We start from the raw sequence: 23,257 nt of genomic DNA on the forward strand, positions 1-23,257 counted from the left end.
TTAGCAGGCTCAAGGATGGCACCGCCGTTAGCAGCGCTGGCAAGCCCACCGTCGCCCCTACGCAGAGGCTGATGCTGATGGGCGCTACACTGGGCAGCGTTACAACCGTCACCGTCGTTGGACAAGTGTTTACAATGCCTATGCCAAGTATATTTACTGAAGCTATAAAGGAAGTCGTCGCCGTAGGACTTACCGTGCCTGTAACCATTGTCAAAATGCCGCCAGGACCAACTGCGCTAAAGATGGGCGAACCAACCTGAACATTTAAACCTAAAACAGATACATTCAGAGCAGTAGACTGACCTAAGCAGATAGCCGATAATGAAGGCGCGAGTGATACTAAGCCATTACTGGTATTAACTGAAACCGAAACAGTGGTCGTGGAAACGCAGCCAAACTCATTGCTTGCCGTTACCGTGAATGTCTTGACTCCCGTGGTTAGAGTAGACGTTGTTGCATTGGTAGTGGTGGCACCGGTTAACGTAACTCCGGCTGGCGCACTTACCGTAAAGCTGCTACCGGCACTGACCTGCGTATTGAGTGTAACGGCTTGCCCTACGCAAACGGCGACACTACTTGCAGTCAGCGTTACCGACGGAGCTGGGTTGACTGTTACGGCACCGGTGGCCGTGGCTGTGCAGCCCGTGGCGTTGGTAACCCGTACGGTGTAAGTCGTTGAGACAGTCGGGGTGACGGTGAAACTGCCCGTGGCATTCACCACCGGAGTGGCCCCACCCAGCAGGGTGAATGAGTTAGCCCCTCCCGTGAAGGTGGTGGTGAGCACCGTTGAAGCGCCCGCGCAGATGGTGGCGCTGCTCAGGGTAGCCGTTGGCAGGGCCACGACCGAAACGCTGCCCACCGCCGTGGCCGTGCAGCCCGTGGGGTTGCTGACCTGAACCGTGTAGGTCGTTGAGACAGCCGGGGTGACCGTGAAGCTGCCCGTCGCGTTGACCACCGGGGTGGCCCCGCCCAGCAGGGTGAACGAGTTGGCGCCACCCGTGAAGGTGGTGGTGAGTACCGCCGAAGCGCCCGCGCAGATGGTGGCGCTGCTCAGCGTAGCCGTTGGCAGGGCCACGACCGAAACGCTGCCCACCGCCGTAGCTGTGCAGCCCGTGGGGTTGCTGACCCGAACCGTGTAGGTCGTCGAGACAGCGGGGGTGACCGTGAAGCTGCCCGTCGCGTTGACCACTGGGGTGGCCCCGCCCAGCAGGGTGAACGAGTTGGCGCCACCCGTGAAGGTGGTGGTGAGCACCGCCGAAGCACCCGCGCAGATGGTGGCGCTGCTCAGAGCGGCCGTTGGCAGGGCCACGACCGAAACACTGCCCACCGCCGTAGCTGTGCAACCCGTGGGGTTACCAACTCGTACGGTATAGGTGGTCGAGGCAGCAGGGGTGACGGTGAAGCTGCCCGTCGCGTTGATGACCGGAACGGCTCCACCCAGCAGGGTGAAGGAGGTCCCGCCCGTAGATGTGGTCGTGAGTACGGCCGAAGCGCCCGCGCAGATGGTGGCGCTGCTCAGCGTAGCCGTTGGCAGGGCCACGACCGAGACACTGCCCACCGCCGTAGCTGTGCAACCCGTGGGGTTACCAACTCGTACGGTATAGGTGGTCGAGACAGCAGGGGTGACGGTGAAGCTGCCCGTCGCGTTGATGACCGGAGCGGCTCCACCCAGCAGGGTGAACGAGGTGGCCCCCGTGGAGGTGGTGGTGAGTACGGTTGAAGCGCCCGCGCAGATGGTAGCGCTGCTCAGAGCGGCCGTGGGCAGGGCCACGACCGAGACCGATACGGTCGCCGTCGTAACACAGACTGGGCTGCTACTTACCGTTACGGTGAATGTGTTGAGACCGGTTGGCAAGCCGGTGGCCGTGGCTGTGGCCGTAGTAGCTCCGGTTAACGTGACGCCAGCCGGGCCACTTACGGCGTACGTATAACTGCCGGTGGGACTGACTAAAGTGGTGAGAGTGACGGGTTGCCCGGCGCAAACCGTATTACTAATCGTACTGCCAATACCGGCAGTCAGCGTTGCAGAAAGGGAGCAATCTACAAAACCAACATCAAACGTGTGATTGTTTTCACCGGCTTGCCCCAACGTAAACGAGATTACACCGGCCGTGCTGGCGTCGGTATCGATATTATCGGCACTATTGGCGGCAAAATCCGGTTTAGCACTGATTGCGGACGTACTCACGCTCGTTGGAAACGTCAGCGTATACGAGTTACCAGGTGATAATGCAGTTAAGCTGTAGGCAAAACCCGTACCTGCGGGACCTGCGCTATTCGAAAAATAGTATTCGCCCTGCGCGTTAGTCGTTACACTGACCCCCCCAGTGGCTAAGCCTGTCCCACGTAGCGTGACGGCCACGCCAGCAATACCGGGTTCACCGGGATCCTGAATGCCATTATCATTATTGTCGCGGAAGACACGGTTACCAATCTCGATAGGAGCTGGGTTACAGGTTAGTTCTAAATCGCCTAAGCCGTTGGCTTTACCAAAGGTTGCCACGTTACCGCTTACGTAGATCTGTACGCTGGTAGCCGGTGTACCAATGCCCGTTGTGTTATTGAACCGGCGAATACCACCAGCCTGGAGATCAAAGGTTGGGTCGAGTGCAATAGACGCCACTTCGCCCCGGCCGGGTATTAGAGCTAAGGCCCCATCGCTCATCTCGATGTGAAAGGGTGGTCCCTGCTGAATGGCGTCGCCAAAGTAATATTCGCCCCCCCCAGGCCCCTGGGTATTACCAGCTCCGCTCGTTGGCGTACGGCCACAGATCCGGGCGTTGCTTTCAATCGTCCACAGGTTAATGGCGGCATCACATTTACCCGCCCGCAGAATGTCGCCCGCAGCATTGGTTCGATACAACCGAGTTTGTGAAGTATTCGGGCTTAAATTACTATTTCCCCATTGATCTCCCGTACGGTCACGTATACTCACAATCATAGAGCCATCAACGTCGAACTCGATACCCGAAAACCAGGCCTGGGGATAACTGGTGTTGGGGTCGTCGGCGCGGGCAAAGCGCGATGGGATTGGATTAGTGCCAAACCCTGGTTCGATGTCCGTCCAGGGGAGCCAGTATTCGGCCCGGTCGATACCTACCTTGTCGTTATTGATCGCTCCTCGCTTATACGTCAATGGGAACGACAGAACGGGGGTTGGATTAAAGCTACTGGTAGTGGGGTTAAATTCAAAAACAACGGCCTTCAACTGAGCCGTATCCCGCGTAATCAAATTACCCGGAGTTGATGAAGTGCCTGCAGTAGTAGTTGCTGGAAAGGTTGTAGTAGTTGATGTAGCCTCGTTGGTCGTTACCCCACCCACATATAGCCGACCCCGGTAGTATTTTAAGGCCATTGGCCGGAATACACTACCCGGAGCTTGAGTCGCTGGAGATGGAATTGTAATCGTAGTGGATGTGCCAGGGGTGGGGTTAGCCGTATTAGCATTAATAATAGGTATGCGGTATAACCGCCTGTTATTTAGGTTGACGACAAACAGTTCGGTGCCATCATCTGAAATTTCCAGATCACCCAACCCGGTTTTACCCACCTGATCGTACACTAAGGGATCGCGGTTCTGATCGACAACATTGCCGGGAAGCCCCCGGGCCGTATTGGTAGCGACGGTACCGGCGTCCGGTATATTCGTAAAAAGTGTACTGGTGGTAGAAGCAGGATTGGTAATGTAAATATTACCAGCGGCAGTAGTGGTATTACGCCCAAGGCCGGAGTGGCGTTTTACAAAGGCTGATGTAAATAAGAGTCGGGATACGCGCTGGTAGGCCACACCATATACCGTACCAACCTGGCCGTTGGTGGCAATGCCCGACTCCGCAGTGGTATTACCACCCGAACCGGTTGGGCTGGTGGCATTATAGGGCAGGGTAACCAACACCGGCTCGCCGGGCGATGTACCAGCACCAGTGGGGTTACCATTTACGTAGCAGGGTACTATAAAATTGGGAATAGCCTGGCAATAATCCGTTGGGTAGTTTATACCAAAATTGACTCCTGTAGCTGCTCCACCCGCCGTCACAAATCGAATTGTCGTGCCACTCCCTCCCGCTGTTGTTGACACCGGCCCGCTGAAAGTACCCGTTACTAAAGTGCCAAGCTCTAGCCGGACGGCGATGCCAGACGGCACCTGAGCAGCCGTGAAGGTGTAGCTACCATTAATATTAGTTGTTACCGATACAGGCGCACCCGTGACCGGAAAAGCCGTCACGACTATACCCGCGACGCCCGGCTCCCCCGGCGTGACAGCCGTTGAGGAAATAGGTGTATCCTGAACGCCGTTAGCGGAAAAGTCCCGAAAGACCGTGCCGCTTACCTGCGCCTGTATCGACGTTAGCGAAACTAAAACAATGAGTAACGTACCAATTCCGCTTTTATGCCAAAATGAAAGCTTCTTTGAAGCGAACAAGGAAGGTAAAATAGTTATCATAGTTGTCTAATTTGGCCAAAACGAAACATAAACGCCTGACTATGGTGGAGAGCGTGCTTAGGCATAAATCCGCATGGTGTCTCTAATCGAAATTCGTGCCACTGATTCATAACCCGAGAAATTTATAGCAGGAATGATAAATACGCGGATACAGTACCTTATTGGCGGATTTATTTAACCCAAGCGTCGTATCGGTTACTAAATGTAATTTAGGAGAAGCACCCTATTTTGATGAATCAAGCCGTCGTATCAAATTTGATGCCATGTCTCGACTGCTCAGGGACCAATCAACCCTCCGATGACCAGATCTCTTTGGGGAAACTAAGCCGTAAGCAGAAAAGCCGCACCCGTTGCAACGGGTGCGGCTTTTCTGCCTGATGAAAGTACAGTTCAGCGGATTGATTTCGAATTCAGCGGGCAACGTCGCGGGCGATTCCCTCCCGGCGTCGTTACCTACCTAACAGGCGCTGTTCAACAGCGTCGCGGTAACTGCCCGCCAGCGGAATTGCCACAGTACCAACCGTTAGTTGATGCCGTTCAATTTTGCGGATGGCGTTCAGAGCAGCGATGTACGATTTATGAACCCGGACAAACTGATCGGCGGGGAGCGTGGCCAGCATATCGGCAATGGTCATGCGGGTGCTGATCTGCCGGTTCTGCTCGTGGATAAACAGCAGGTTCGTATCGGACTGCATGTATAATACGTCGTTCAGGTTAACCCGTATCCAGTCGTAGCCGTCTTTGACGAAGATGCTCGCGGGCTGTCCCGCCTGCTGGGTCGTTTGGGTATAGGCCCGGTTGCAGGCCTGCAAAAACCGCCCGAACTCAATGGGCTTCAGTAAATAATCGAGCACGTGGAGCGCAAAGCCCTCAATGGCGTAGTCGGCATGGGCCGTGGTGAACACAATCGACTTCTGAAGTGGGGCAATCAACCGGGCAAAATCAGTTCCCGACAGGTCGGGCATCTGAATGTCGAGAAACACCAGATCGACCGGCCGGGTGTGCAAATACGTCAGGGCGTCGGCCGTGCTGACGAATGTCTGGTCGAGTTGCAGAAACGGCACTTTGTCGGCGTAGCGGCTCAGCACTTCCAGGGCCGCTGGCTCGTCGTCGATGGCGATGGTATGCAGCATACGGTTTTACAAGTCAATTTGTAACTGGACAACAAAGGAATCATCCGTCTGGGTGATGTGCAGGTCGTGCCGGGCGGGATACGTTTGGGCCAGTCGTTGGCGGGCGTTGGCAATGCCCGTTCCCGAACCGGATTTTACCGATCCACTGGCCGGTCGGCTATTGGCCACCCGCATGATGAGCTGCCCATTCTCAACGACCACGTCAATGTCGATGCAGGAGGGTTGCGTCAGGCTGATGCCGTACTGAAACGCATTCTCCACGAACGGAATCAGCAGCAAGGGAGCGATTGACGCAGGTTGGCCGTCGCTCTCCAGCCGAACCGTCAGCCGAAGCGTATCGGTTTGGGGTAGCCGGGCCCGCTGCAGCGCCACGTATTTATGGAGAAACTGCAACTCGTTTTCGACCGGCGTAACTGGCCGTTTCGACTCCTCCAGCGTGTAGCGCATGAGTCCCGCCAACTGCTGAATCAGATCGGCGACGGACTCGTTTCCGGCCCGTTGCGCTTCGTTATATATAGTGTTGAGCGCATTGAACAGAAAGTGCGGATTTATCTGCGCCTTCAGGGCCGTCAGTTCGGCTTCGGTTTTTTGTTGCACCAGCACCAACTGGTCGCGCCGGGTGCGGACGGAATCGACCACGTACCCGTACGTGATGATGAACACCAGCAGCACAGTGGTCACCAGCAGGTTTTCATCGGCAAACTCCGGTTCGTTCTCCGTTCGTAGCTGCAATAGCTCAAAGATCAGCCACGCTAATCCGCACAGCCACAGCCAGTAAAACGGCGACGTGTCGGACCGGAGCAGCCACCGCCGGAAGGCCATCCGGTAGTTGAGGTGGGCCACTCCCCCAATGAGAACCAGTACCAGAACGATACCCAGCAGGTAGCGAGCCAATCCGCCAAGGTCCGGCAGGTCGTCAGCCAGCGGAATTCCCAGCGCCACGTACAGCCGCCAGCCCCAGTAGGTGAGCAGCAGAACGACGGCGAGCGTCAATAGCAGGTTAGCGAGTTGTTTGCCCGGCATAGTCGCCTAACTTAGTCTTTTTGTGCCGATGGTGCAATTTCAACCGGTTTAACCCGGCGCAATTCCTGTCGAGCCTGCTCCTCGCTCACCGGGGCCAGCAGTAGCGTTTGGGTGAGAAAATCCACTTCCTCAACCGCTTTTATGTAATGCGTTCGACCAGGTTGGAGCGTCAGCCAGATCGTTTGATTTTCCGATAAGTAGCCCTTCTTCGACTCTATCTTAGCACGACCGGCTGGAGTATTGAGCTTCAGATAGCGATTTGGGGACAGTGAGCCCACTTCTTTGCCGTTCAACGTGATCGCGTAAGGCTTTCCCCCAAACTCCCGCTGCCGATACACAACCAGTACGGCTGATTCCTGGCGGGGTTGCGGTGCATCGCTGATCAGAACACCCGTCGTCAGCAGCCACCAGCACATTAGTAGCAGGGCCGTTTTCATCGGAATTTCCATCTATTGTTGTTAGTCGATAAGCTCAGTACGCTTTGGATATAAATTTGACCGATGCGGTCTCTTGGCGCGTTGATCAGTGGAAATGCTTCAGACTCATATTCTTTAGCGTATGTACCGCTTCGGTAGCCAAGGCGTGTCACAAAATCGATACTTCGCTTTCGTCTTTCACGATGGCCATACTCTACGTTAATGTCCACGTAGCCTACGTTGCGTAGTAATAAAGACGGTACTGTTCCGGTTTGACTGGTTTGCAGGATGGTTTGAAACGGAACGGCCTGATTCGTTCGGCGAAAGATGTTGAATCCATACTCCATTCCGCCCAGACCCAGGTTAATATACAGACGTCGGTTGCGAGAATTTACAACGTCATACCCCACCAACAGGCTGGTGTAGTTGGCTACTGAATTCCGGGCAATGAACTCCGACCCGGTTGCAGGGAACTCATAATAAGGCGTCGCTTTTTTTAGGCCAAATCCGACCTGGCTCAAGAATTTAAACCGCTTCACTCGAACACCAAATCCGATGTTCAAAAAGAAGGTGAGTGGACCGTCTGCCCGAATTTGATTACTTCTGAAAAACGAGCGGATATTCGGTAGAAGGGTGAAGGTTGGCGACAAGCTCAAATCACTAATCAGTCCATATTTAAAATCACTCTTAGGCGGTATCGAAATTACAGCCACTGAGTCCTGAACCTGCCCGAGGGCAACCTGTGTGGTGATGAGTAGTAGAAACACGAGTCGTTTCATAAGCGGTCTGTTTTGATTGACAGACCAAAACAAACACCGCCCGATCAACCAGCCAACGGCATGTGGTCAATCGGGCGGTGTTTGTGTCCAAACCCGCACTATTCGTGGTCTGCTACCGGACGACGTCTACCTTCACGCGTAGTTGGAACTCATCCATCTCAATCTCGGTAGCACTTCCGTTCAGGTCGCTGACTAAATCGAGCGATACGGCCTGTACTTCCTGCCGGATATAGTCGCTGTTGGTTTCGACCGCTGCGGCCAGTTCGTCGTTGTTACGTTCGAGTTCGATGCTGATTTTGTCGGTTACCTCAAAACCCTGATCCTTGCGCAGGTTCTGAATCCGGTTTACAAAATCACGGGCGATTCCCTCCCGGCGTAGTTCGTCGGTCACCGTCACGTCGAGGGCCACGGTCAGGCCGTCTTCACTCGCTACGAGCCAGCCGGGAATATCCTCAGTCACGATTTCGACGTATTCCCGGTTGATGACGTAAAACGTATCGTAAATCATCTGACTGCTCGTTTCGCCCTTCGTTTCCAATTCACGAATATTGGCATCATTCAGCGTCGAAATTGCCATCGCCACCTCTTTCATCTGCTTGCCAAACTTCGGCCCAAGTGCTTTAAAGTTAGGTTTTACTTTCTTTTTCAGAATGCCGCTCGCGTCGTCCACAAACTCCACCGCTTTCACGTTCACTTCGGCCATAATGATCGGCGCTACGTGCTCAATCTGCCGACGCGTATCGCCGTTCAGGACCGGAATCAGCACCCGGCTTAGCGGCTGGCGAACTTTCAGTTTGTGACCCTTCCGCAACGAGTGAACCAGCGAACTAACTTCCTGCGCCAACTCCATCGACCGCTCCAGTTCGGTGTCAATCAGACCTTGATCGGCAACCGGAAAATTAGTCAGGTGGACTGAGACAGCATCCGGTGTCAGGTTCCGATACAGCCAGTCGGCGTAGAACGGCGCAATCGGCGACATTAACTGTGCCACCGTTGTCAGGCATTCGTGCAGTGTTTCATAAGCCGCCCGCTTATCGGTCGTCAATTCCCCTTGCCAGAAGCGCCGACGCGACAGACGAACGTACCAGTTCGACAGTTGGTCATTGACGAAGTCCTGAACCGCCCGACCCGCTTTCGTGGGATTGTAGCTGTCAAATTGCCCTTCGACTTCGAGAATCAGCGATTGCAGTTTGGACAAGATCCAGCGATCAAGCTCGGGTCGGTCGGCTACCAGCACGATTCGTTCGTTAACCGAGAACTGATCCAGATTGGCGTAGAGCGCGAAGAAATTATACGTATTCGACAGCGTACCGAACAGTTTTCGCTGCACCTCCCCAATACCGTCGGTGTTGAATTTAAGATTGTCCCACGGCTCGGCGTTAGTGACCATGTACCAGCGCGTGGCGTCGGGGCCGTACTTGGCCAGCGTCGCGATTGGGTCCACGGCGTTGCCTTTGCTCTTCGACATTTTATTACCGTTCTTGTCGAGCACCAGTCCCGTGGAGACCACATTCTTGAACGCCACCGAGTCGAACAGCATCACTGCAATGGCGTGGAGCGTGAAAAACCAGCCCCGCGTTTGGTCGACGCCTTCCGAAATAAAATCGGCCGGAAACGACTGCTCAAACACGGCCTTGTTCTCGAACGGATAGTGCCACTGTGCATACGGCATTGCCCCGCTGTCGAACCAAACGTCGATCAGATCCGGCTCGCGCTGCATGAGTTGGCCACTCTCCGAGACAAGGTAAATCTCATCTGAATAAGGGCGGTGCAAATCATAACTGCCGTCAGTGAATGCCGTTAGGAACGCCGTATTTTTGTCGACATAAGACTGGTAGTCAGTTTTACCTTCCCGAACCCATTCACTCATTCGCTCTTTCGCTCTTTCGCTCATCAGAACCAGTTCGTCAACCGAACCAACGCAAACCTCCTCTCCCGACTCGCTTCGCCAGATGGGCAACGGCGTTCCCCAGAACCGGCTTCGCGATAAATTCCAGTCGACAAGGTTTTCGAGCCAGTTGCCGAAGCGGCCGGTGCCGGTGCTTTCGGGTTGCCAGTTGATGGTTTTGTTCAGTTCAATAAGCCGGTCCTTCACGGCTGTCGTGCGCACAAACCAGCTATCGAGCGGATAATACAGAATCGGTGTATCGGTGCGCCAGCAGTGCGGGTACGGGTGTTCGTATTTCTCGACCCGAAACGCTTTGTTCTCCTCTTTTAGCTTGATGGCGATGAGCACGTCAGTCGGTTTGAAATCCGGTTCGGCACGTTCAGCATCGGCGTAGTATTCTTCCTTCACGTACCGCCCGGCAAAGTCGGTGATTTCGGCTACGAACCGGCCCTGCCGATCCACAATGGGTACGTCTTTCCCGTTCTCATCCGTCACCATGATGGGCGGAATCCCGGCTACCTGCGCTACCCGGAAGTCGTCGGCCCCGAAGGTTGGTGACGTGTGCACAATACCCGTACCGTCTTCCGTCGTGACGAAATCCCCCAGAATCACCCGGAAGGCTTTTTTGTCGCCGGTGGGCTGCACGTACGGCATGAGTTGCTCGTACTCAATGTCGGTCAGGTGATCGCCTTTCATCTCCATCAACACCGCCCACGGAATCGGCCGACCGGCAGGCTCATCGCTCAGCAGGTAGCGGTCGAAAGCCGGGTCGTACATGTCGTCAACGCGGTTTTTCTCACTAAACCACCGATTCACCAACGCCTTCGCCAGTACGACGTTGACCAACTGATAAGTGTAGGCGTTGAACGTTCGGATCAGCACGTAGTCAATGTCCTTGCCAACGGTCAGGGCCGAGTTGGCGGGCAGCGTCCAGGGTGTGGTTGTCCAGGCCAGGATAAATATTTCGTCGGATTCGGCCGCGTCGAACAGGTACGCCGACTTGCCGGTTAGCTTCGCCCGAAACTGCGCTACGATTGTGGTATCGCGCACATCTTTATACGTACCGGGCATGTTCAGTTCGTGCGAACTCAGGCCCGTGCCCGCTTTGGGCGAAAACGGCTGAATGGTATAGCCTTTATACAATAGCTCCTTGTCGTACAACTGCTTGAGCAGGTTCCAGACCGACTCGATGTATTCGTTTTTATAGGTGACGTACGGGTTGTCGAGGTCGACCCAGTAGCCCATTTTCTCGGTCAGATCGTTCCACTGATCGGTGAAGCGCATGACCGTTTCGCGGCACTTGCGGTTGTATTCCTCCACACTGATCGTTTTGCCGATGTCGTCCTTGGTGATGCCGAGTTCCTTTTCGACCTGCAGCTCAATGGGCAGGCCGTGCGTATCCCAGCCGCCTTTCCGGTCAACCTGAAAGCCCTGCAAAGTTTTGTACCGGCAAAAAATATCCTTAATCGTCCGGGCCATTACGTGGTGAATGCCGGGCGTTCCGTTGGCCGACGGCGGTCCTTCGTAGAACGTGAAGCGGGGTTGTCCATCGCGGGTCGTGATAGACTGTTCAAATACCTGATTCTGGTTCCAGTACGTCAAGACCTCGGCTGCGACCTGCGCATAATCGAGGGATTCATATTGTTGATAAGCCACGTCGATAAGATCTAATCGCTCATGCGATTGAAAAATAGGTGCAAAGGTACGGAAATCGTTCGGGGGGCATGTAGTTCGGGGCGGGTAGTTTCGGCCCAAAACGGGTAAACCCAAACCCGATGCGCTAAAAACCGCTTTGTTGGTCAACACGAAAATCCGCTTGTCCGGTTCATGTTGACAGATTGAGCGTGAAGTCGGTAACTTGCCCTCCATCCGAATGCCTCCTAAACCTAATCTCATTCGGGCCTGCCATTATGAAACCGTTTACCTTACCGCTAAGCGTCCTCTGTTTTTTCGTCGGCTCACTGTCGGCACTGGCGCAACTAACATTTCCACCCGACGGGGGCAACAAAAAAGCGTCGGTGTCGGAGCGCATCGGCATCACAGACGTCACCATTCAGTATAGCCGGCCAGCCGTAAAAGGTCGCGAGGGCAAGATTTGGGGCCAGTTAGTGCATTTCGGCTATAAAGATTTGGGCTTTGGCAGCAGCAAAGAAGCACCCTGGCGGGCCGGTGCTAACGAAAACACAATTATCTCGTTCAGCACCGATGCAACGGTTGAAGGCAAACCAATACCCGCCGGAACATACGGTCTGCTGATGGCCGTGCAGGAAAATGAAGTTGCCGTTATCTTCTCAAAAAACACCAGTTCGTGGGGCAGTTACTTCTACGATCCCAAAGAAGACGTTCTGCGTATAACGGTGAAGCCGGTCAAAAATCAGCCGTTGGTCGAGCGGCTTACCTACGCCTTTACTGATCAGACCGATAGCTCCGCCGTGGTGTCATTAGCGTGGGAGAAATGGCGAATTCCGTTCAGCATAGCCGTCAACCTCGTGCAAACCCAACTGACATCGCTGCGCAATGAACTCCGTAGCGAAAAGGGATTCCGGTCCGACGCCTACCAACAGGCCGCTACGTATTGCGCCGACCACAACACCAACCTCGACGAAGGGCTGCGCTGGGCCGACTACGCCATTAGCGGGCAATTTGTGGGCGAGAAAAACTTCAACACGCTCCGCACCAAAGCTCGGTTACTGACGCTGCTCAATCGCAGCGCAGAGGCCGACGCGCTTATGAGCGAAGCGATGCCCATGGCCACCGCGATGGATGCGTACCAATACGGTCGGCAACTCATCAGTCAGAAGAAAACCAGCGAAGCCCTGACGCTGTTTCAGGCCAATGCGAAGAAGAATCCGAATGTGTTTCTGTCGAACATGGGACTGATGCGGGGGTACTCGGCCGTGGGCGATTACAAAAAAGCGGCTGACTGGGGTAAAAAAGCCCTCGCTCAGGCCCCCGACGCCAATAACAGGGCCAATGTCGAACGGCTGCTTCAGCAGTTGGAGCAGGGAAAGGATGTAAATTGACAGGGCTTGCTACTCTCCGCTTTCGCGCTTTTTGATCGTTTGCACCACCTTACCGTTTTCAACCAGCCGGGTTCTGAGCACGGTCTGCTTCGGAATGGCCAGCAACAGCGTTGGCTGCGATACGGACGCCTGCGGTTCCCTGTCGGTCGTATCCTTCACGCTTATGTAACGCACGGTCAGCGTCGAGTCCTGCACGAACACTTTACTGATAGAAAGTTTCGGGGGTTTATTGGTCGGTGGAATGGTCACACCAATCAGCATCTCTCTGTCGAAATCAGCCCGGTCGGGACGCTTGCTCCCACCGGTTGGTTTAAACACCTGCTCAAAGGTCTCGGCCTGGGCAAACACGAACAGCGTCGGCTTACTTTTGTTGATAGGGGCGTCGCTGTTCAGCGAGTAGCCATTGAGCATCCGGTGTTTTAAATTGACCTGCGCTAACGTAAATAAGCTGATTGACAGACAGATAGAGAAAAATAAGAGCGTACGATTTAAACGAAAACGATTGATTGAGGAGGCAGAAAACAGCATAATTCCACTAAAAGTACATGATAACAGTATCCTTTTAACGGCTGATTCATGCGTTTAGGTGTGCGTATAAACAGAAAAACTGGTCGTTGGTCTGCTTCCATGCCTGCAATGAACACTTATCCGAGCGTATCGTTCTGATTTACGTAATACCCAATCGCGTGCAAGCTACCGTTGGCAATAGGGCAATAGTCGGGCTTGGCAACCCTCAATAATATCCCCTAATGGTTGTTCAATCAGGAAAATACGTAGGCTAAAACAAGGCTATTGACAACCTGTATACGTATAGGTCTCGGTAGTCACAACGTCCTGCGAAGAAGCGGGGGGATAATGGGTGCTTGTAATAGTAGCACCGGTAATAAAGCCCTGTGCGTTGGCTTGTACGACGGAAGTGCTTTCGTTGTACTGATAAATGGCATTGCTGACCGAATTCCGGAAAAACGTTTTCTTACTGGCCAGAACCCCTGTTTGAATTGATTCGGGAACTGGAATGACCGTTGGAAACCCCTTCAATGGGGGTAATGCTGCTGATGATGGCCTGGAATTAGTCCAGGTTTGGAGGTAATACTCGTTCAACTGACCATTAGCGAAATGCTCCTGCTTGGTAACGCGCTGTTGATTATCATACCCATAGCGTATTTCATAGTTAGAGCCGCCTATTTTCGTAACGACGCCATTCTGAATCGTCAACGGACGCCCTTCGGACGTGCCGTACGTCTCAACGTAATCAACCAACTGATTTTTTTGGTACGTCCAGACTCGCGTGGGTCCGGTTGAATTGGCCGTAATCTCTTTTGCTATCGAGGGGTCATGAACCACCGTGGTGTTCGTCTCCGTTCGGCTAACCAAATCGCCGGATGCATCATACACTAATGAATCTATAGCATGCGTTGTGACGCCATACGCACCGATTCGGGTTGTTACATAACCCGACAAACGGCCGTTTGCGTACGAGTAGCGAGTCGTCGTCGTAATTTCCTGCTTCTGAATGTTGTTTGTGGTCGTAGTGACGTACAACTCCTGCGAAGCGGAAGCGGTTAGGAAACCATCAGCATCGTACGTGTAGGTAACGGTCTTATTTCCAGTCTGACCACCCTTTGTTCCGCTGGTAGAGCGCTCGTCGGTCGTCATTACCGTTTTTAACAGGTTGCCCCGTGGGTCGTAGTCGTACGTGGTCTGGTTGGTTTTGTTATCAAATCTGGACTTCGATACCGCGACGTACGTTTGAATGCGACAGTCCGACTGGGGCATTGCCTCGTTGGACGATGCGTTTTTGCAACCCGTCGTTAACCAGCCAACGAAGGCACCTCGGAGTGAGCGTTAGCTACCTTCCAACCCGATCCGATTTTAGGTTATCCGCAGGGCTATTTTGGCAGTTGCTCCACCGAATTTTCAATCGTCATTCCCGCCACATTGAAGCACGAATTCTGATTGTCGCTCTTGCATTCAAACAGGTCAAACGACTTCACACCATCATCTAACCGCTCAAAATACAGCACAAACGGAACCCGTTCGTCGTTCTTGATCTCGCGCGTATCCGGCGACATAGGAATGCCGTCCGTTTTGATGAGTTTATAGGTGCGTTTACCGTCTGAGGAGGCCAGCACCGCTTTGGGATTGAACGAGATAGCGCTGGCACCGTAGTAGTTGTTGTTCCGGTCGTTCCGGTCTTTGCCAAACGTCATATACAGCACGGTGTAACTGGCCGTCAGCCGGATATCTGTCACCCGGATGTCGGGGTCCTGCGAATGGCCGAGACCACCGGTTGGGTCGGGTAGCAACTGTTTCCTGACGGCGTATTCGGGCCGGTTGGGCTGGTAATACTCCGCTCCGTCGGCGGGCGCGTTCACCGTCGACGGACGGTTGGTGGTGCAGGCTGCCACGAACAGGCAAAGGGCGGTCAGGGCTTTCATACCTCTAAATTAGGGGTTTTAAGGACTCGTGTTTAAGTTTTTAGTGTTTGTGTGTATCAATGAGGAGTAAATTCACCACATAAACACCCAAACACGTACTACTCAAACACTTCACTTAACCGCAACCTCTGCCATCATTGTTTCCCAAATCTGGTCATACACCGCTGTTGCGTCCAGCGATTGGCCAACGGCCCGGCTGCTGACAAAAACCGGGTGATATTCCCGCGCCGTGCCGATGCGCCCGTGCGAACCTTTAATGAGCGTGGCATCCAGCGAAATCACGTTCATCAGATACCGGAAGCCCAGCATCTTGCGCCCCAGTTTATAGCCCGCTTTCAGTTTAACGAGTGGATTGGTCTGATCCATGAATAGCTCGACGGGATCGTAGCCGGGCTTCTGGTGAATGGCGACCAACCGGGCAAAATCCGGGGCGCGGGCATCGTCGAGCCAGTAGTAATACGTAAACCAGCTATCGGCGTCGGCCATGACCACAAAATCGCCGGAGCGCTCGTGGTCGATGTGGTAAGCTTTCTGCTGGGCTTTATCCAACACTAATTCAATACCCGGTGTAGTTTCCAGCAAGGCCCGGACTTTGTCACGTACAGCGGGGTCGTTGACGTAGACGTGCGCAACCTGGTGGTCGGCGGTAGCGAAGGCGGGCGAGGCCCCGGCATCGAACAGTTCCAGACCGCGCTCCTCGCGGTAGCGAATCATGCCCGCTTCGCGCAGGATCCGGTTAAGGTGAATGGGCTTGCTGACGTTGGTAATGCCGTATTCCGACAGCACGATTACGTCCGCCCCCTGTTTTTCGTAGAACTGAATCAAATCGCGGCACACGTCGTCAATCTCACGCAGGTCGGTGGCAATTTTGTCAAAATTCTCGCCGAATTTTTGCAGGCAGTAGTCCAGGTGGGGTAAATAAATAAGCGTCAGCGTTGGGCTGTGCCACTGGTCCACGAGCATCGACGCATCGGCGATCCAGCGAGTCGATTTGACGGTGGTGGCCGGTCCCCAGAACTGAAATAGCGGAAACGTGCCCAGTTCTTTTTGCAGCTGGTCGCGCAGGTCGGCGGGCTGGGTGTAGCAGTCGGGCAGTTTCAGGCCGTCGGACGGGTACTGCGGGCGGGGCGTGGCCGAAAAGTCGGCGGTGGAGTACATATTGTACCACCAGAACATTTTGGAGATGGTGAAACCGGGGTCAATTTGCCGGGCTTTGTCCCAGATTTTTTCGCCCTGCACGAGCTTGTTCGACTGTTTCCAGAACTTCACTTCGGCGTCGGTACGGTCATACCAGCCGTTGCCCACGATGCCATGTTCGCTGGGCCATTTGCCCGTTACGTAGGTCGATTGCACGGACGTAGTCACGGCCGGGAGCATGGGGTTGATGGTGGCTTGGTGCTTACTGGCGAACCATTGTTTCAGGAAAGGCGTGTGTTCGCCAATCAGCGAATACGACAGGCCCACAACATCGAGTACTACGGTCTTTTGCATGATGAAAGAGTGAAAGAGCGAAAGAGTGGAAGAGCGGACCACACATTGCCACTCTCGCGCTCTTTCACTCTTTCGCTGAATTTATTACCCACTTCATTTCTCGTTCAATCGAATCCACAATGTCCGCTTTCAGCTCGGTCGGCAGCACATCCCAGGTGTAGGTTTCAACCTCTAACTGGTTGGTCACGTGCCGCTCGGCCTGTAGCTGCAGCACCTCCCGGATGTCGTCCTGCGTCGATTTGAGTACGCCGTATTTTTCCACGAAGATGGGCACGTGGAAGTGCGACCGCCATTCGGCATGGGTATCGTTGAAAGCCGTCAGCGCGTCGGGTAGATCCTTAAACCGCACCAACTCATCCGATTTCGTTCTCGCCACCACCTGATGCAGGTACGTTGGCTCGTTGAACTGGGCAAACGCCTGCCGCACAGCCTCCCCTCCCCCATCTTCGGACGCTGGAAACTCAGCTTTTAAAGCCGCACTGATTTGAATTTTACCGACCCGAAGGCCATAATCTTTGAGTTTATCGAGCACCTCGGCGGGGTGTTCATACCCCACGGCAAAATGGCAAACGTCGTAGCAGAGCCGGACGTGATCGCAGATGGTCGCTTCAGCTTCTTCGTCGGTCAGGCCGAACTGCCCGGTCAGTTGCTCCAGTCCCATTGGAATCAGGTAGTCCATGAACCAGGCGATAAATTCGTCGGCCGTTTCGATGACGCCGTCGGGTTCGGGTTCCAGATCGAGGTGCATGAGCCGGTCGGTTTGCCGGTGCAGCCGGATCAGGTCGGCCACGACGTCGAGCACATTCTGCGTCGTTTGCGAGAGAATATAATCACGGGCCGCCGGTTGGTCCCACTCAAACCAGTGGCGATACGACAGGGGCGACGTCGAAACGCCCCCCGGAATAGCGTTGCCCAGTTCATCGACCGGCAGCAGCACCGAGAGAATGCGAAACAGCCGTTTGGTGTACTCAACCCGCGCTTCGGTGGTCCAGTCGGGAGCATGTACCTGATCCTTCACCACCGTATCGTGGAATCCCCCAAATGGAAAGCCGTTCATGGTGAACACGTAACAGCCATTTTCGGCCAGCCAGTGCTGGAAGGCCACGAGGTTTTCGGGTTGCTCCAGTTCTTCACTGGCGATGTTGGACAGGCGTAGCCCCAGTCCAAACGGTGCGTCGGGCGAAAGCCGTTTTTTGAGTTCGGGCACCGCCGTTTGCAGAGCCGCAAAGTGGTCGGTCCAGGTTTCGCCCGCGTGGATGTTGGTGCAGTAGCCGAGATGGCCGAGGGGTGTTTTCATAATGTCGTGCCCCCAGCCCCTCTCCCATGGGGAGAGGGGGGCAAACTACCGGATGGCCTTCCCCCTCTCCCCATGGGAGAGGGGCCGGGGGTTAGGGAAAAGGTTTACGCAGTGAATTCAACTTCGCTTTCGTGCAACGTAGCAATGGCCTGCCGGACACCAGCAGCATCCATCTCGTGAACCTCCACGCCCCGGCCGATACCCTGCAACAGCATAATGGTGAGTTGCCCGCCGAGGTGTTCGCGAAACTCGGAAAGACCACGCAGGAGACCCGCGCTGTTGTCGGCGTTGAGCTGCGGATGATAGAGCGCGAAGCCGAGCGCCCGCAGCGTTGTCAGAACGCGGTTGGTGTCGGCGTCGGTGAGCCAGCCAAGCTGATTGGAGTAGAGCGTGTCGAGGGCAATGCCAATGGCAACGGCCTCGCCGTGGCGCAACTCAAAGTTGGTCAGTTGCTCCAGTTTGTGGGCGCTCCAGTGACCAAAGTCCAGCGGCCGCGACGACCCCATCTCAAACGGATCGCCACCGGCAATGTGCTGCAAATGCAGTTCGGCGCAGCGATAAATCAGGTGTTGCATCGCCGAACTATCGCGCATGGCTAAGGCCGGGGCATTGGCTTCGATCCAGTCAAAAAAAGCGCTGTCTTTGATCAAGGCCACCTTAACAGCTTCGGCAATACCCGCCCGCCAGTCGCGGTCGTCGAGCGTAGTCAGAAAAGCGCTGTCGTTGAACACGGCCACCGGGGGCGCAAACGTGCCGAGGAAATTTTTCTTGCCCCGGTAATTAACGCCGTTTTTGACGCCCACGCCCGAATCGTTCTGCGAGAGTACGGTTGTGGGAATGCGCACGTGCCGGATGCCCCGGTGGGCAATGGCGGCCGCGTAGCCCACCAGGTCCAGCACCGACCCACCGCCCACGCCAGCGACGAACGAGTGCCGGTCGATGCCATGCCGATCAATGGCGTCGACAATCTGCTCCACCAAAGCGGGGTCGTTCTTGGCTCCTTCGCCCCCTGGAATGACCAGCAGATCGGGCACCAGTGTAACGGGTACGGCTGGTTGATCGAAATAATTCCTGATGTTCGTCAGTACGTCCGGGTGTGTTTGAACAACGCCGGAATCGAGTACGAACAGAATTTTCCGGGTCGTCTCCGTAGCCATTTGCTGGCTAAAAAAGTTGGCAATGAGTGGGTTAGCCGGATCAAAAAGTTGTTCGGCGAAGAATACGTCGTACGTGAATCGAACCGCGAACGATTGGTGTAAATGGGTCATAAGCAGCAAAGAACGCACCGTTGTTTTTATAACGTCGTGAGGAGGCATTTCAACCGCTTATCCTGATCTGCTTGTAACGGCAGTTGGTAAACAAGTGATTTATCCTATAACCTAAACTTACGGTAATGGAATGGAGTTCCGACCAGCAGCAACAACTTCTCGGCCTCGTCAGCCGTCGGCACGAGCGCGACCGGTTACGAATTCGGCTGGATGAGGCAAAGCAGACGATGGCAACGAAACAAGCTCGGCAAACCGAACTGGCGGCACGCCTTGCCCATGAGCAGGCCGACGTTGACCGGCTGAATGGCCTTAGCTGGTCGGCGCTTTATTACTCGATTCTCAACCAGAAGCAGGAACGGCTGACCCGCGAAGAAGCCGAGGTTGCCGACGCTGAATTGGCCTACGCGGACGGGACCGAGCAACTCCGCCAGGCCGAAGAGGACGTTAACGCCCTAACGCAGCAATTAGCCAATTACGCGTCCGTCGACACGGATTACTCGGCGCTGATCGCCCGGAAGCGGGCACTGCTGCACCTGCGGTGGGACGAAACCGGCCGCACGTACGACCAACTGACGAAGGCCGTTGATGAAGCCGACTGGCTCCTGATCGAAACCAACGAAGCGGGTGGAGCGGCTTCGGCCGCGCTAAATCAGTTAACGAGAACTCACACCCTGCTGCTGGAAGCCCGCCAGTTGGGTTATTTCGATATGTTTGATGGTGCGTTGACCTCACTAATTAAGCTCGACAAGCTGGATCAGGTACGCCGACAGACGCACGAGCTAACGAAGGCGCTGAACCAGTTTAGCAGCGAATACGCCGACGTTGGGCGTACGCTCCGGCACACGATTGACCTTGACGGATGGAGCCGGGCGGGCGAAGTTCTGTTCGACAACATCTTCACGGACATGAACATCCAATCCAGCATTGATCGGGCGATAAGCACCATCGAAGGTCTCCAGCATACGTTCGTACCCATTATTAATGAACTGACTCAACAAAGCGGCTCGCTGACCAACTCGCTGACCAACAAGGCGGATACCTTATGGGCGTTTCTCGAACAGGCGTAAGATCCGAATCAAACGATGACGTCCATTTTACCAATACAGCACCCGGTATTTTACGGCTCCGTAAAGCCGCCAGTAGACCGACAAAAACGGGGTAGCCAAAGCCGTCAGCACGGTTTGCGGCCATTGCATCGTGGCCACCTTGCCGGGCAATTGCTGCCCGATGAGGCTGGTTAGCAGCACCCCCCATAATCCAAATCCCAGAGCGGCTGCGACCGGGTGGCCAGACAGTGCGCTCAGGATGCCAATGGTGATTGCCAGCACCGACGCATAGTACTCCAAAATCTGCCCCCGGTCGTTTTCGATGCGCTGCCGAAACAGGTCGGGGTGACGTTTGTAGAGCAGGGCGTCATACTGGCTTTTGCGTTCGTTGGCCAGCGACGTGTACCAGGGAGTTTGGCGGATGGGATGAACCACAATCGCTTCGGGGCATTTGCTGATGGGGATGCCCGCCTGAATAAATTTAAATTGTAGATCGCTGTCTTCGCGCCAGGCCGAGTCGAAGGCTTCCTCGAAACCGCCCACCTGCTCCAGCGCCGACTTCCGGCAGAAGCAGTTGGCCGAAATAAGTTCGCCCGTTTCCACATACAGATCTTTAGGATCATACTGCGTGGTACTGCCGGGGAGCGTCAGTCGCAGTTGCCCCGTCATCACCTGGGCACCGCGCTGGAAACCCGTCAGTGCCGAGAGCAGCCACTCCGGTTCGGGCAGGCAATCATCGTCCGTGAAGGCGATTATCCGTCCCCTGGCGGCCAGCCAGCCCCGGTTGCGGGCGGCTGCAAAACCGCGCTGCTTCGGCTGCGCCAGATACCGCACTTCCAGCGCCCCGCCCGACTGGGCTACCTGCCGCGTAAACAGCGCGACGGCCGTTGCGGTGTCAGATGAGTTACCATCGTCCACAACGATAACTTCGAACTGATCGCGGGCAAGCCGCTGCCGACCAAGTGCGTCGAGACATTTCAATAACAAAGCGGGATGATGCGAGGAAGGAATTACTATCGAAAATTCAGGAAGCATACTAAACCATAATTGAGTAGGAGGATTGATTGACCGTATTCATTTATCAGTCTTTTATGGGTTGTTTTGAGGATTTACGCGTACTAAAATCACTGTTGACCGGCACATAACACCTTACCGTGTGGAGTCGTTTGTTCGGGCGCGGCCAGAATGAGACAACGGCAAATTAAAGCAGGCTAACGACCAGCCGGACCCCAAGTACTGTTTTTTACGATGTTACCATAATGACTCTTTAGCAAATTTGGACCCACATTTGTCAAGTTGTCCGCCCGGTGTTGATTTTGTTTGCGCATGGGGCGCTGCTTCTGCTCGTTTTGCATCACTTCAGCTTATCCCGTGAATAGGGAATCTGTTAGCTTTACGCCGGTAAAACTTGTTTCCCTATTGTATGATTGCACTCATTACCGGCGCTACCTCCGGCATTGGCCGCGCCACCGCCGAAGCCTTCGCCGACCTCGATTACCGCCTGATTCTGTGCGGTCGCCGACCCGACCGGCTCACCGAACTGCAAGCGCAACTCAGCCCGCAAACGCCCGTGCTAACCCTTAATTTCGACGTGCGCGACTACGACGACGTTAGCAACGCCATCCAATCGCTGCCCACTGATTGGCAGGCCATTGATATTTTAATCAACAACGCGGGAAACGCCCACGGTATGTCGGCGATTCAGGACGGTGACCCCGCCGACTGGGACCAGATGATTGACGGTAACGTGCAGGGCCTGCTCTACGTATCGAAGGCGGTGATTCCGGGCATGGTTGAGCGCAGGCGGGGGCACATTGTGAACCTGAGTTCGATTGCGGGTAAGCAGCCCTACGCCAACGGGGCCGTGTACTGCGCCAGCAAAGCCGCCGTTGAAGCGCTCAGCACCGGAATGCGGTTAGACCTGACCCAGCACGGCATTAAAGTCACGAACATTGCCCCCGGCGCGGTGGAGACGGAGTTTTCGGTGGTGCGTTTCAAAGGCGATACCGAGCGGGCCGCCAAGGTTTACGAAGGGTTCCAGCCGCTCACCGCCAGCGACATTGCCGACACGATTGTTTACGCCGTAACGGCCCCCGCCCACGTCACCATTGCCGATGTAACGATTCTGGCTGCGGCCCAGGCTGCGGCCACCATCATCGTCAGAAAGTAGCCCAACCGGATCATGAAGCAGCAATCGGGTTGGTTTCGCGTTGGTAAGGGATTATTGGGCCGGGCCGGGCTGGCCTGCCTGTTGATCGGTTGCCGGGCGGGGGTACCTACCGGCTCGCTCCGTCCCGATTTTTACCAGATTCTACGGTCGTCGGAGGTTGGCCTGCCCCGGCGCGTCTACGTCGTTGACTCGGGCGACAGCCTGCAACTCGTTCTGCCCAACACAGGTGAACGGCGAACGATACCCGGCAGAACGTATGAACAATGGTCGTTTTACCGGGCCGAGGTGGACGTTGACGTGTTCACGCTGCCGTTCAAAATTCGCCCGGCGCGGTCGGGTGTACCGCCCCAGCTCAATTCCAATTTCAACGCGGCTTTGTACGTAGGTCGGCGGATCGACTTTCACAGCTACCGCTGGCAACCCATCACGCCGACATTTGGCGTTCGCAAGCTGCGGAGTCAGGGGTTTGGTTACGGGCTATTCACTGGCATTGGCTCGGCTACGATTAATGACTTAGTGACTAACAACCGCGTGCCGTACGAGTACGAAGGTGTTATTGTCGACGTTGGAGTGGCAGGGATTTACGACGCCCGTGTTTTTAACGTGGGCCTGGCAATGGGCATCGACAGCCTGCTCGACCTCAACCGCCGGGCGTGGGTGTATCAGCGCCAGCCGTGGTTCGGCGTCCTGTTCGGGCTGAATTTAAACTGAGTGGGTTTATATTTTGGGTGAGGTGGTCGGTCGTTTGATTGATTGTACTTTTCGAGAAGCGTTTTATAACTAATTTTATGTTATGAGAATAAACCAAGAATAGATGCCTTCGAAGACTCACAAGAGAGCG

Annotated in this window: 17 protein-coding genes; 4 read left to right on the plus strand and 13 right to left on the minus strand. The window is 55.0% G+C overall.

The annotated features are described in order from the left end of the window. The 6 genes from ACYVHB_RS31710 to ileS all read right to left on the minus strand — a co-directional run. Window positions 1-4,444 (minus strand): beta strand repeat-containing protein (locus ACYVHB_RS31710; RefSeq protein WP_461056062.1); only part of this gene is annotated, 4,444 nt, incomplete at its 3' end. A gap of 449 nt (window positions 4,445-4,893) precedes the next feature. Next, window positions 4,894-5,577, minus strand: coding sequence for a LytR/AlgR family response regulator transcription factor (locus ACYVHB_RS31715; protein ID WP_461056063.1), 684 nt, complete (start codon window positions 5,575-5,577; stop codon window positions 4,894-4,896). A gap of 6 nt (window positions 5,578-5,583) precedes the next feature. Next, window positions 5,584-6,600, minus strand: coding sequence for a sensor histidine kinase (locus tag ACYVHB_RS31720; RefSeq protein WP_461056064.1), 1,017 nt, complete (start codon window positions 6,598-6,600; stop codon window positions 5,584-5,586). A gap of 11 nt (window positions 6,601-6,611) precedes the next feature. After that, complete coding sequence (locus tag ACYVHB_RS31725; RefSeq protein ID WP_461056065.1) at window positions 6,612-7,037, minus strand: hypothetical protein; 426 nt, start codon at window positions 7,035-7,037, stop codon at window positions 6,612-6,614. Next, window positions 7,034-7,795, minus strand: coding sequence for a hypothetical protein (locus ACYVHB_RS31730; RefSeq protein WP_461056066.1), 762 nt, complete (start codon window positions 7,793-7,795; stop codon window positions 7,034-7,036). Before ACYVHB_RS31730 ends, ACYVHB_RS31725 begins: the two co-directional genes overlap by 4 nt. Before the next feature lie 112 nt (window positions 7,796-7,907). After that, window positions 7,908-11,339 carry an isoleucine--tRNA ligase gene (gene ileS, locus ACYVHB_RS31735; RefSeq protein ID WP_461056092.1) on the minus strand — a complete coding sequence of 1,144 codons (3,432 nt, stop codon included), beginning with the start codon at window positions 11,337-11,339 and terminating at the stop codon, window positions 7,908-7,910. Window positions 11,340-11,593: 254 nt separating this feature from the next. On the opposite strand from ileS, the gene ACYVHB_RS31740 reads away from it, so the two are divergent. Then, window positions 11,594-12,706 carry a DUF2911 domain-containing protein gene (locus tag ACYVHB_RS31740; protein ID WP_461056067.1) on the plus strand — a complete coding sequence of 371 codons (1,113 nt, stop codon included), beginning with the start codon at window positions 11,594-11,596 and terminating at the stop codon, window positions 12,704-12,706. A 9-nt stretch (window positions 12,707-12,715) separates the two neighbouring features. Here the strand turns inward: ACYVHB_RS31740 and ACYVHB_RS31745 are convergent, their stop codons facing one another. The 6 genes from ACYVHB_RS31745 to ACYVHB_RS31770 all read right to left on the minus strand — a co-directional run bounded on the left by ACYVHB_RS31745 (window position 12,716) and on the right by ACYVHB_RS31770 (window position 19,200). After that, window positions 12,716-13,117, minus strand: coding sequence for a hypothetical protein (locus ACYVHB_RS31745; protein WP_461056068.1), 402 nt, complete (start codon window positions 13,115-13,117; stop codon window positions 12,716-12,718). Window positions 13,118-13,495: 378 nt separating this feature from the next. Next, window positions 13,496-14,482: a hypothetical protein gene (locus ACYVHB_RS31750; RefSeq protein WP_461056069.1), complete on the minus strand. Its 987-nt coding sequence runs from the start codon at window positions 14,480-14,482 to the stop codon at window positions 13,496-13,498. A gap of 113 nt (window positions 14,483-14,595) precedes the next feature. Next, window positions 14,596-15,144 (minus strand): hypothetical protein, encoded by a 549-nt coding sequence (locus tag ACYVHB_RS31755; protein ID WP_461056070.1) that lies wholly within the window; start codon window positions 15,142-15,144, stop codon window positions 14,596-14,598. Window positions 15,145-15,255: 111 nt separating this feature from the next. After that, complete coding sequence (locus tag ACYVHB_RS31760) at window positions 15,256-16,635, minus strand: alkaline phosphatase family protein (RefSeq protein ID WP_461056071.1); 1,380 nt, start codon at window positions 16,633-16,635, stop codon at window positions 15,256-15,258. A 64-nt stretch (window positions 16,636-16,699) separates the two neighbouring features. Then, on the minus strand, window positions 16,700-17,932 hold the full coding sequence (eboE, locus tag ACYVHB_RS31765; RefSeq protein WP_461056072.1) for a metabolite traffic protein EboE: 1,233 nt from the start codon (window positions 17,930-17,932) through the stop codon (window positions 16,700-16,702). Window positions 17,933-18,036: 104 nt separating this feature from the next. Continuing rightward, window positions 18,037-19,200: a 3-dehydroquinate synthase gene (locus tag ACYVHB_RS31770; RefSeq protein ID WP_461056073.1), complete on the minus strand. Its 1,164-nt coding sequence runs from the start codon at window positions 19,198-19,200 to the stop codon at window positions 18,037-18,039. A gap of 125 nt (window positions 19,201-19,325) precedes the next feature. On the opposite strand from ACYVHB_RS31770, the gene ACYVHB_RS31775 reads away from it, so the two are divergent. Further along, entirely contained in the window at window positions 19,326-20,267 is a 942-nt protein-coding gene (locus tag ACYVHB_RS31775; RefSeq protein ID WP_461056074.1) for a hypothetical protein, read from the plus strand. Between the two features lie 27 nt (window positions 20,268-20,294). On the opposite strand, the gene ACYVHB_RS31780 is transcribed toward ACYVHB_RS31775, so the two are convergent. After that, window positions 20,295-21,281 (minus strand): glycosyltransferase family 2 protein, encoded by a 987-nt coding sequence (locus ACYVHB_RS31780; RefSeq protein ID WP_461056075.1) that lies wholly within the window; start codon window positions 21,279-21,281, stop codon window positions 20,295-20,297. Between the two features lie 388 nt (window positions 21,282-21,669). On the opposite strand from ACYVHB_RS31780, the gene ACYVHB_RS31785 reads away from it, so the two are divergent. Both ACYVHB_RS31785 and ACYVHB_RS31790 read left to right on the plus strand, forming a co-directional pair. Next, the gene (locus ACYVHB_RS31785) at window positions 21,670-22,416 is read left to right on the plus strand and encodes an SDR family NAD(P)-dependent oxidoreductase (RefSeq protein ID WP_461056076.1); all 747 of its coding nucleotides are present in this window, start codon (window positions 21,670-21,672) and stop codon (window positions 22,414-22,416) included. 12 nt (window positions 22,417-22,428) lie between these two features. Then, window positions 22,429-23,127, plus strand: coding sequence for a hypothetical protein (locus ACYVHB_RS31790; RefSeq protein ID WP_461056077.1), 699 nt, complete (start codon window positions 22,429-22,431; stop codon window positions 23,125-23,127). The last annotated feature ends 130 nt before the right edge of the window (window positions 23,128-23,257 follow it).

This window comes from Spirosoma arcticum (assembly GCF_054779955.1).

Coding starts and splice junctions, on each gene's coding strand:
- ACYVHB_RS31745 (WP_461056068.1), bottom strand. CDS start 13,117: ATGCTCAATGGCTACTCGCTGAACAGCGACGCCCCTATCAACAAAAGT.
- ACYVHB_RS31775 (WP_461056074.1), top strand. CDS start 19,326: ATGGAATGGAGTTCCGACCAGCAGCAACAACTTCTCGGCCTCGTCAGC.
- ACYVHB_RS31780 (WP_461056075.1), bottom strand. CDS start 21,281: ATGCTTCCTGAATTTTCGATAGTAATTCCTTCCTCGCATCATCCCGCT.
- ACYVHB_RS31755 (WP_461056070.1), bottom strand. CDS start 15,144: ATGAAAGCCCTGACCGCCCTTTGCCTGTTCGTGGCAGCCTGCACCACC.
- ACYVHB_RS31770 (WP_461056073.1), bottom strand. CDS start 19,200: ATGACCCATTTACACCAATCGTTCGCGGTTCGATTCACGTACGACGTA.
- ACYVHB_RS31730 (WP_461056066.1), bottom strand. CDS start 7,795: ATGAAACGACTCGTGTTTCTACTACTCATCACCACACAGGTTGCCCTC.
- ACYVHB_RS31715 (WP_461056063.1), bottom strand. CDS start 5,577: ATGCTGCATACCATCGCCATCGACGACGAGCCAGCGGCCCTGGAAGTG.
- ACYVHB_RS31725 (WP_461056065.1), bottom strand. CDS start 7,037: ATGAAAACGGCCCTGCTACTAATGTGCTGGTGGCTGCTGACGACGGGT.
- ACYVHB_RS31790 (WP_461056077.1), top strand. CDS start 22,429: ATGAAGCAGCAATCGGGTTGGTTTCGCGTTGGTAAGGGATTATTGGGC.
- ACYVHB_RS31720 (WP_461056064.1), bottom strand. CDS start 6,600: ATGCCGGGCAAACAACTCGCTAACCTGCTATTGACGCTCGCCGTCGTT.
- ACYVHB_RS31785 (WP_461056076.1), top strand. CDS start 21,670: ATGATTGCACTCATTACCGGCGCTACCTCCGGCATTGGCCGCGCCACC.
- eboE (WP_461056072.1), bottom strand. CDS start 17,932: ATGAAAACACCCCTCGGCCATCTCGGCTACTGCACCAACATCCACGCG.
- ACYVHB_RS31750 (WP_461056069.1), bottom strand. CDS start 14,482: ATGCCCCAGTCGGACTGTCGCATTCAAACGTACGTCGCGGTATCGAAG.
- ACYVHB_RS31760 (WP_461056071.1), bottom strand. CDS start 16,635: ATGCAAAAGACCGTAGTACTCGATGTTGTGGGCCTGTCGTATTCGCTG.
- ACYVHB_RS31740 (WP_461056067.1), top strand. CDS start 11,594: ATGAAACCGTTTACCTTACCGCTAAGCGTCCTCTGTTTTTTCGTCGGC.